Source organism: Bacillus sp. AP50, assembly GCF_040492675.1.
GTDB classification, from domain to species: Bacteria; Bacillota; Bacilli; order Bacillales; family Bacillaceae_G; genus Bacillus_A; species Bacillus_A cereus.
Genome location: NZ_JBEUTW010000407.1, coordinates 1 through 3,701, shown reverse-complemented (window position 1 = coordinate 3,701; position 3,701 = coordinate 1). Strand labels below are relative to the sequence as shown.

Genomic DNA, 3,701 nt, shown 5'->3' with positions numbered 1-3,701 from the left:
ATATAATTTCTAATCTTTCCATGAAAGAAAAACGAACCCCTTTTAACAGATGGAATACTGGCCAGATTACGTCTTTTATCCCCTCTGGACTAAAGTATATATAAGAAAGAATAGTCACATATAGATAGAAAAGCATAGTTCCAGTATTCGCTATTAGCAGCCCTTTTATGGCTTTTTGTTTTTTTTGTAAGAACGGGTATATATAATATGCAATTTCTAAGCCAGCATAAGGTGTAATGGTTTCTTTTGTTGCCTTTATAATAGGGTATAATCCATCTTTAAAAATAGGTAGTAGGTGTAAAGGGTTGTAGTTAGTCTTTAGTGAAAAAAGAAGAAATAGTGGCATCCAAGTAGTGAAGAAGAAAACAAGCATAGAATAACTAGTAAGAGCCCTTAACCCACTCAGAGCTAAAATAATAAAAGGTAATAGTAATAATATGGTGATTTGATAAGCAGGAGTGGAAGGGAATATCCACACTTTTACAATATCAGTTGCCTTTAATAAAGTATTAAATCCAGCAAAAAATAGATAAGAGGCATATGCAAGAAAAAGAATTGTTCCTATCCATTTACCAAAGTATGTTTTTAAGATTTGTGAGAAATTTTTTTTGGGATTTTTTTGTAACATTAATATAATAATTACACCGATTATAGAAGTAACTATCCATCCGAGAATGATCGAAATCCAGCCATCTGTACCAGCAGTAGTAGCAAGTGGGCTTGGCATAATTAACATACCAGATGCAAGTTGCAGCGAATGGATGAAAATAATAAATTCGAATAAAGTTATATTTTTGAATTTAAGATTCCCCATGCGGACCACCTTCTTTTTTCTTTTCTTGTTTCGGCTGTCCAGTACTCGAGCGGGTGGTAATCATCGAAATAGGAAACCTTACAAAAGAATCTTTTAACTCTTGAAGCCGAAATGGCGCGATTGGCAATCCGTATGGTGAACCATAGGAAGTCAGTGAAACAAAATGAGCAAATAAGAGCATTAATCCACTAACAATACCTACAACCCCATAAAAGTATGCCAATAACATCATTGGAAAACGAATAAGGCGTATAGAACTTGATAAATCATAATTAGAAACAATAAATGATGCAATGGCTGTAATAGATACGATAATAACCATAACGTTACTCACAAGTCCAGCTTGAACAGCCGCCTGTCCAATTACAATCCCTCCAACAATACCAATAGTTTGTCCAATAGGTTGTGGTAAGCGAATACCAGCTTCACGTAGCATTTCCAGTGTAATTTCCATTATAAAAGCTTCCAATAAGGGAGAGAAGGGGACCTTAACTCTTGACGTTGCAATAGAAGTGTATAAATCTATAGGAATGATCTCAAAGTGAAAGGATACTATAGCAATATAAAATGCGGGTAAAAAAATAGCTATAATAAATCCTGCAAATCGTAATAAGCGAAAAAAAGATGCAATGAGCCAATGAATATTATAGTCATCTGGGGTTTGAAAAAATCCAATCAAATTCATAGGAACAACCATAGCACCAGGGGATCTATCCATTAACACTGCTACTTTCCCATCAAGTATATGGTTTGAAATGGCGTCTGGACGTTCGCTTAAATAAGCCTGTGGAAAAGGAGTCCAATTTTGATCTTTTGTATAATTAGATAGCTCTCCAATACTTAATACCGCATCTGTTTTGATTTTGCAGATTCTAGTTTCTATTTCTTGGACTACATCTGCGTTTGCTACATCACCTAAGTAAATTAAATAGACTAAAGAAGTGGCTCGTTCTCCAATCGTCAGCTTTTTGATTTTTAACTCTGTAGAAGGAATATATCGACGAATTAGGCCTATATTTTTTGTGACATTCTCAATAAAACCATCATGTGAGCCTTTAATAGTAACTTCTGAAATTGGTTCTTGAATGGCTCTCTCTGCCCAGCCTTTTGTATTTATTAGAAGTGACCGATTTTCTCCTTCCATAAACAGTACACATTGACCCTCAAGTAATCCTTCTTTAATTTCATTCCATGTATATACGATTTTTGTATGAGTAGCAATAATATTAGAATTAAAAATTTGACTGTCTTCATTTACTTCTTGTAATAATGGTGTAACAACATTGGCTTTTAATGCAACACCATCTGTAAGGCCTTCAAAATAATAAAGTAAAATATTCGTGTTTGTTTTTAATTGCAAAGGATGTTCAATCAAATCTGCACTAATATCAAAGATATTATCTAGTGTATTTTTAAGTTGTTTTAGGTTATTTGTTTCGATCTTTTCAATGGTTTTATATGTCTTAGTTTCTAAGGTCTCTTCATTTAAGGACAAAATTGACACCTCTTTAATATATACCTATTAGTTGTAGTTATTATTTTTATATAATTGAATTTTATTCATTAATTTAATCGAATTGGATGTAAGAATTGATAAATTTGATGTGCTATATTATTAATTCAATAATTGAGAGGAAAAAAGTAGAGGTAATTTGTGTGAAAATCTAAGTTTCAAGATAGAATTAAAATTTCAATGATTATAACAAAAAAGAACCATTGATAGGCTCTTTTTCATAGTTGGTAAATATGTTATCAACAATAGATGGCGATTAAGGTAGTAATTTAGATGCCTTTAAGTTAATCATCTGAATTTTGTAGGAAGAATTCTTTTTCCATACCTTAATGCTCAATGAAAAAGGATATTTCATTTATTTGGGTGTTCTAGTGTATTTGAATCTTGCGCACTAACAAATTTTGTTTAGGGACAAAATGTATTTTCTTAATAATCAGAAAAATAACGCGGCAAAATTCTTATTAATTATTTTGGTAGGTATCAAATATTCCTTTGGCCTTATTTTCATGATATTACCGTACGCTTATATGTTTCTAAGGGAAAGAAATACTTTCATTTTTATGACCATCTATTGTTTGATTAAGATGGTAACACGAAATAGAAGCGTTTACAACCAGAAAATAAAGAAAAAATATTAAAATAAGACTTTTTTCGACAATTATTTTATGTTTATATTTCATTTTATTATAGGAAAAGGCGGGGGAAGCGGACCTTTTCCTATAAAATGTTTTGTTGGAATTAGAAATAACTAAAAAAGTAATATTAGCTTAAAATTAAAATGAAATTCAATGATAAGATTATAATTGAATTTTTAAACCTCAGGTGTATTGAAAGTATGGTCAAATTTTAATCCACTTTGCGTTTCTTCCCTTTGTAACTAGCTTAATATGGCCAAACACTTGCAAGGAATTTAAAGCCTTACTGATTGTACTCTCTGCAATGTCTGGATAAGTGTTACGAATACTTTCCTTAGTAAAGGGTTGTTTTTGTTTAAGTATAAAATCCTGAATTCTCTCAACTTTAGTATGTTTACATATAGAATCTAGAACTGTGTTATGAAGATCTTTGTAAGCCTCTAATATAATGGTTAAAAACGTTTTTAACCAAAAGCTATTATTATGTTCCTCGCAGTACCAATTCACCGAAGATTTATAAAGCGAATTGTAATAATCAGATTCATGTTTCTTAATATATTTATCCAAACATACATATTTTACAAATGTATGTCCACTCTTAATTAACAGCAATTGCATTAACATAAATGCCAGCCTGTTATTACCTTGATTGAAAGGGACTATGCAATAAAAATTTAATATAAAACGAGCTATTAATAAAAGTGAATGTAGCCCCTTACTAGTATTTAATGAGTTGTAT

3 protein-coding genes are annotated in these 3,701 nt (G+C 31.2%); all 3 read right to left on the bottom strand.

What is annotated here, in order from left to right; genetic code table 11:
- On the bottom strand, window positions 1-814 hold an 814-nt coding region (locus ABWK52_RS23405), incomplete at its 3' end, for a GerAB/ArcD/ProY family transporter (protein WP_353772173.1).
- Complete coding sequence (locus ABWK52_RS23400) at window positions 801-2,309, bottom strand: spore germination protein (RefSeq protein ID WP_047387432.1); 1,509 nt, start codon at window positions 2,307-2,309, stop codon at window positions 801-803. The genes ABWK52_RS23405 and ABWK52_RS23400, both read right to left, overlap by 14 nt.
- Window positions 2,310-3,166: 857 nt before the next feature.
- Window positions 3,167-3,701 (bottom strand): Fic family protein (locus tag ABWK52_RS23395; protein WP_353772172.1); only part of this gene is annotated, 535 nt, incomplete at its 5' end.